The sequence below is a fragment of the Pseudoalteromonas sp. 20-92 genome (assembly GCF_030847595.1).
Lineage (GTDB): Bacteria > Pseudomonadota > Gammaproteobacteria > Enterobacterales > Alteromonadaceae > Pseudoalteromonas > Pseudoalteromonas fuliginea.
On the sequence record NZ_JANJGQ010000036.1, the window covers coordinates 20,852 to 27,483 of the forward strand.

4 protein-coding genes and 1 pseudogene are annotated in these 6,632 nt (G+C 38.0%); 1 reads left to right on the plus strand and 4 read right to left on the minus strand.

Going from position 1 to position 6,632, the window contains the following annotated elements; all coding sequences use genetic code 11:
- Positions 1-198: 198 nt before the first annotated feature.
- The 4 genes from NRL14_RS19780 to NRL14_RS19795 form a co-directional block, all read right to left on the minus strand.
- Positions 199-666 carry an OsmC family protein gene (locus tag NRL14_RS19780; protein WP_306725424.1) on the minus strand — a complete coding sequence of 156 codons (468 nt, stop codon included), beginning with the start codon at positions 664-666 and terminating at the stop codon, positions 199-201.
- 81 nt (positions 667-747) lie between these two features.
- Positions 748-1,305, minus strand: coding sequence for a GNAT family N-acetyltransferase (locus NRL14_RS19785; RefSeq protein WP_007378952.1), 558 nt, complete (start codon positions 1,303-1,305; stop codon positions 748-750).
- 439 nt (positions 1,306-1,744) lie between these two features.
- Positions 1,745-3,655, minus strand: a complete 1,911-nt coding sequence (locus tag NRL14_RS19790) for an aminotransferase class V-fold PLP-dependent enzyme (protein WP_149613613.1) — start codon at positions 3,653-3,655, stop codon at positions 1,745-1,747.
- Between the two features lie 326 nt (positions 3,656-3,981).
- The gene (locus NRL14_RS19795) at positions 3,982-4,941 is read right to left on the minus strand and encodes a hypothetical protein (RefSeq protein WP_306725425.1); all 960 of its coding nucleotides are present in this window, start codon (positions 4,939-4,941) and stop codon (positions 3,982-3,984) included.
- 947 nt (positions 4,942-5,888) lie between these two features.
- On the opposite strand from NRL14_RS19795, the pseudogene NRL14_RS19800 reads away from it, so the two are divergent.
- Positions 5,889-6,632, plus strand: a pseudogene (locus NRL14_RS19800) (transposase); the annotation flags it as partial.

Consider the following 6,632-nt stretch of genomic DNA (forward strand, 5'->3'; position numbering starts at 1 on the left):
CTACACAGGCTACTTTGTAAACTTTAACAGCATTTTTACTCAAGGCGAAGTTAGCACGATAAAATGCGAAAATATGTATGTTTCAGTGATTACAGGCCAGTGCATAGTCTCAAAATAGGCAGTGGATAAACTCATTAACCCGACAGTTTAAACGACTAAAAAGAGTCATGAGTTGTCGGTAGTATCTAAACTTACTAGTTAAACTGAAATTTCCGTAACAACTTCAGTTTTTACAGAATTAGCTATAAAACATTGTTCATGGGATTGATGATGCATTTTCTCAAGTTGCTCCATTGTTGGTTTCTTATCGCCTGAAAACTGAACATGTGGTTTAAGTGTGACTTTAGTCATTGAAATTTTACCATCACTATCTTTTTCCATAATACCAACTGCCTCGTCTACATATGAGTCAACTACATACTTGTTTTTGGCGGCAATAGATAAAAAGAATAACATGTGGCAACTAGAAAGTGATGCAACAAAAGCCTCTTCGGGATCGACATTTTTTTCAATTGAATAAGGTAATGGAACAACATGAGGGGAAGATGAAGCTAGTACGGTTTGACCGCCATCGAAAATCCATTTATGCCCACGGCTATATTTATTATCAATATAACTTTCACTATTTTCTCTTACCCAATTAATTTTGGCAAAATATTCTGACATATACACTCCATGTTGATGGACGTAGCCTAAGGGATAACTTAAATAGCCTCAACGTCTTGTGAATAAAAATTGTAAACATATTTATATAGAACTGAACTCTGAACGGAGTAAGCCGAAGCACTTGAGGTCATGAAATTTATTTTTCCAAAACCCACACTCACGTCGAAGTCCTTCTTCTTTAAATCCAAGTCGCAACAATAATGATTCAGATGCGATATTTTCGGGTATCGTATCAGCCTGAATTCGGTTTAACTTCCCACAAGCTAATATTCCAGAAAAACCAGCATCAACAATTGCGCGGACTGCTTCCACAGTATAGCCACATCGCCAAAATTGAGGGTGTAGCTCGTAACCAATTACAGCATTACGCATTTTACTGTTCCACGAATTAAACCCGCAAGTACCTATCAATTGTCCTGTTGGTTTTAATCGGATGGCCCATCTGATGCCTTGCTGTTCGTGGTATCTTTTATTAAAAAGGTTAATCAAATTAGCAGCTTGATTGTGTTCACGAAAAACATCTAAATCATAGTATTCGATTACAGATGGGTTAGAAAATAAATTGAACAACTCAGCTTCATCTTCAACACGAAGCTCTGTGAGTAATAGCCGATCAGTTTCAAGTGATGGAAATACCATCTAAATTCCTTTTATAATAAATTAATTGCACATGTATCTGTTGATGCTGCGCTCATGCTTTTAGTTTTCTTTAGTGTCAATGTCAGGCCAGTTTTTGGCTGTGTTCACTCGCTGCGAGCTATAATAAGTTTGTGGTTTGTACCTACGCATAACCAACCCTGTATGGCTCAGATATTGATCATCCCTAATACGAACCCAGCCAGACTCCCATCTATACATTGAACCGTATACCAAAAGGCATCGATTATGTCGTTAATGACGGTTATAAACGCGAAGTCATAAACATTAATGATATTAAAGTGGAACAACTGTTAATTACGCGCTTGCATTAAATTTTCGGTGTAATCTGGAATTATCACTCATACAATAACGCTTCATACAGCAGCAATGTCTTGCGACATTACTGCCCAGCGATAACGATAGTACTAAACGAATACCGTTACTTCTTAACCTTTCCCTTAAGTACATAAATTTCACCATCAAAACTGCCTTGAATTGTCAGCCCTTGGCTTGCCAATTCCTGCAAATATTCAATGTGATCTTCAGTAATATGCTGGCCCGGCACTAAAAGCGGAATACCTGGCGGATATGGGGTAACTAAACCAGCGCAAATGCGGTTGTTACTTTTGCTAATAGGCACCGATTCGCGCTCGCCATAAAAAGCATCGCTTGGAATACACGCGAGATCGATGGCGGGTAAATTTTCTGGTAAGCGGGCTCTGCGCGTCGATTTCGACAGCTTCACTTTGCCCCCATCTAGCTTTTTCAATGCATTGTACAAACGAATTATTTTCGAACGTGTGCCGCCAAGCGTGAGTAAAACCAAGATAGTGCTGTGCGTGTATTTTTCTATTTCTAGACCAATTTCGTCCAGTAAATATTTATGAATATCTTTTAATGAATAAGGTAGCTCACTAATATCAATGAGTATTTTTAACGGGTCGTGGCCCATGTTATCACCGCTAAAGTGCGGAAATATATCCATAAAGTCTTGCTTACCGAGCACTTTAATGTGCTTGAGCGACGCCATCTGTTGTTTAAATTCGTCAACATGATTTAGCAACGCATTGAGCAACTTATAGCCTTCCATCTCTAATTGCTTTTGGCATACATCAAGAGACGCAATAAGCTGATATTTGGGCGATGTGCTGGCGTAGATACTGTAAATATCTCGAAAAAAATCAGCATCAAAATCGGGGTCGTTAATATGGATATAAGACGCCTGAGAAAATGCCGAAACTACTTTGTGTGCGGAATGCGTAATGTAGTCAGCCCCAGCATGTATTGCAGAATAATAGCGAAAGCTAGGATGAAACAAAGAGTATGCAAACCATGCCTCGTCAATAAACACCTTAATACCATATTGATGAGCATAATCTACGACTTGCTTCAGGTCGCTAAGCAGGCCATCGTAAGTACAGCCGGTAAGCACCAGTAATTTAGCATCAGTATTGTTTTCAATTGCTAACTTTATGTCGGCCAACGACGGTGGCGCGAAAATCCCATATTTTGGATTTAAAATACTCGCCAAATAAATGGGGTAACTGGCAGATTGCAAAATGCCATAGTGGACTGATTTATGACAATTACGGTCAACAATTACTTTATCTCCCTTACGCAGGAGTGTTTGTAAAATAATTTTATTTGAGGTAGACGAACCGTTTGTAACAAAGTAGGTGTGCTTAACTTCAAATGTTGCCGCTGCTGATTCTTGAGCGCGACCAATAGTATTCGTGCTGTCTGACAATGAGCCTAGCGAATCTACCGACACCGACAGGTCGCCAACAAATACATTGCGGCCATAAAACTGATAAAAATCTTTAATATAAGGAGAGTTTCTAAAGCTAGAACCTCCGCTATGACCCGGTGTGTGCCATGAATCGTTTGACTCGCCCACATAACGACGATACGCCGTCCAAAATGGCGTTTCCGAACGGTCGTCAAAATCGTTGATCATATAACCTAAAATTGCTTCAGGGTCAGAAATTACTTCATCTTTAAAGAAGAACGATTCAATTTCTTCTGACTCGTTAACGATTTCCAGCCCTTTGGTGTCGTCGCCAACAACATAAACCGGCAGCTCAAGACGAATAGCCTTTAACTCTTCAATAAAGCGGCTATACATACGCTCACCCACTTTATTGTGCATATCCCAACTTAGAACCACGGCTTGAATATCACCATCTTCCGCTACATGTTCCAACGCGCGTTTAAGCTCAAGGCATTCAATAATATCGATATGAATATCATCACGCTCAAAATTAGGAATAGTCTTTGACAGATTCGTTGAAAGCCCTTGTAAAGTGGCTGGGTCTTGCTCAATTATCAAGATACGAAGTAGAGGTAGCATAGAGGTTTTCGCAATAAGATTTATAATGCTCAATAGCATAACCAAAGGAGTGAGACTTGTGAAATTAATACTTTGATAATGTTCTAATAATTGGGCTGTTTAATTCGTTAAATTGCTCAAAGATTTATGCAGGTTGGTATAAGAGGCGCAATGAAATTCATGTGTTTTCTGTTTCCATCGTAAGCATAAAGATTTTGATCACTATCAACGACAATATACTTCCCTTTAAGTTTTATACCATAAGGTATAAAACTTATATCTACTTGATCGGTTGTTTTGTGCAAGTGTAGGTCGAATAAGCGAACTGTCGTAATCTTAGACTCTTGTTAGGCATTGCTTGCAGGTTTTTTCCAGTGTAAATCCATAATCACAACGTTTACATTTCTATGCTCAGGCTTAATAGATTTAGACCTTAAATCATTTAAAAAATAATCAATAGCATTTTTATCTTCATAATTTAATGGCTTATCAAAGCTATCACCTTTAAACCAGAACACCCCATAAATACCATAAGTTGCCTTTATGGTTTGCATATAACACGGGAGTTGAGTGTCAATGCCATGAATTAATTTTGTAGAATGAGCTCTTTTAAATTCAACCGCAATTTTTTCAATACCAGAATCGTCTATTTGAGCTAACAAACAAAAATCAAGAGACCCTGAACCGTTGTGATATTCAGGAACAACTTCAATTGAGTTAATCATCATTTGGTCAAACAATAAACTGTGAATGACTGACTGAATTTGTGTTTCGTCCTTTGGGTTTTTAGATTCTATCTTTCCATTACTTCCTTTGACAGTATTCCAAAATCCGTCATAAGATTTAGTTTCCTGTATTTTGTCCTGAATACTATAAAAGCAATCTAAAACTTTTTCTCTGAAGCTCTCTACTGTTGTAAATGATTCATTAGGTAACAAACATTTCTTTTTTGCATAGCGGTGAATTGAATTAGGTATTGCTGTCGGTGGGGTATCTATTCTTCGGATATCACCGTTCGCCCCAGCAGCGATCCAATTAGTGCCCCAACCAAACACCGTAGTGTGATAAATTCCTTCTTGTTTTCCGTTGATCCCTTCAAATTTAACTGAATATCCATTTCTTTTTAGTTCAAATATTCCATCTTCGTATTTTAATTCGAAATGAAAATCGCCATCTTTTAATCTGAAATAATAACCATCTCGAGCAACAGAGCTAAGTTCAAGTTGTAATTCCAATATACCAGCAGGCCCTAATAACTGCATAAGACTCAATGAGCCTTGTAAAGATTCTGTAACCTCAAACTGCATAACTACTCCAAATGCCTAACATTTAATAGTGCGCTCATCGCTCATATTTCTGCCGACGCCACACTTATTTATCTACTTTATATAGTTTTACAAATTACCTAAGGTATTACTACCACTAAGTTTTCTAAAAATTTTAAGTAAAGTTAAATGGAACAATATACGCGCGCCACTCATTTCAAGAATATATGCGCAAGGAGTAGCTTAACCAATCAATTCACGACGATATTTAGCTAACCTCAATGTCTGGTTATCGTTCAAATAAGACTCTGAAAAATTGCTCATATAGCTATCTAGGTTAACAGCGCTATCAAAAAACAGAAGTATATTTCCGATAACTACCTTTGAAGCCCTAGAAACGGAAGTTTACTTCCGGATTATGGCAATATAGGCTTAAAATCGGAAGTCTACTTCCGTTTTGTACTTTAAGATTATAAGCCGGTGTCTAGTTAAAGCTGAGAAGTCCAAACTCGTTTCTGCCCCAAAGTAAGCTAGGGTGACATTGAAGTTTATTTCAAACCTAGTAATTTGACATACTTTTTCCTATCTAACCGCCTCCCCAATTTTGTTAATCCACTACAGTCATCTTCAATGAGTTGGAGGCTTATGATTCTCAATCGTGCTTTTTTCTATTATTAATAACATAAACACGACACTACAGTGGAAAAAAACATTATTGTTATTGGTGAATTAATTGGCAATTGAGACGTTTAAGGCGCGAATCTCATTTCCATTTTTCGAGTTTTATTTGTTAGACTGGAATTTAATTTAATCACTGAACCTGTGTTTACACTCTTCCAATCTTCAGGGGGTAAATTCACTCTTATGAACAAAAAAAGAGAACATTCAGTTTTCAAAGAAGCGTTTATTGGTAAGGCATGGTAATCCTCCCGAAAAATAATAGATGCCAAACGTAGAATTTTCTCTTATTGTAAACACAGGAGAAAATTATGAAAAAAGCACATTTTACAGACAGTCAGATCCTCGCCATCTTAAAACAAGCAGAACGCGGCGTGCCTATTCCTGAGCTATGCCGTGAACATGGTATGGGCAACTCAACCTTTTATAAATGGCGCGCTAAATACGGCGGCATGGATGCGTCTTTAATGACACGAATGAAAGAACTTGAAGATGAAAATCGCCGTTTAAAGAAAATGTATGCTGAAGAGCGGCTAAAATCTGAGGTCATTCAGGAGGCAATGGCAAAAAAGTGGTAAAGGCTTCTGAGCGCAAAGTCTTGGCACATAAAGTCGTTAGCACAAATAAAATGAGTATTGCCTTAGCCTGTCGTACTTTCATGATAAGTGAAACATGCTATCGCTATACGCTAAAACTGTCTGATGAAAATGAGAAAATTGCAGCGTTGCTATTGGATTTAAGCCAATGTCAGCGTAATTGGGGATTCGGTTTATGTTTTTTATATTTACGCAATGTTAAAGGCTACACATGGAATCATAAGCGCGTTTATCGTATTTACCGTGAGCTTGAGTTGAATCTGCGAATAAAGCCTAGAAAACGTCTAACAAGGAAGAAGCCTGAACCATTGGCTGTCCCTGAGGCCATTAACGAATGTTGGTCAATGGATTTTATGCACGACCAATTATCGGATGGCAGAGCGTGTCGCTTGTTCAATGTGATTGATGATTTCAATCGCGAAGGACTCACAATAGATGCTGACTTATCACTCCCCGCTG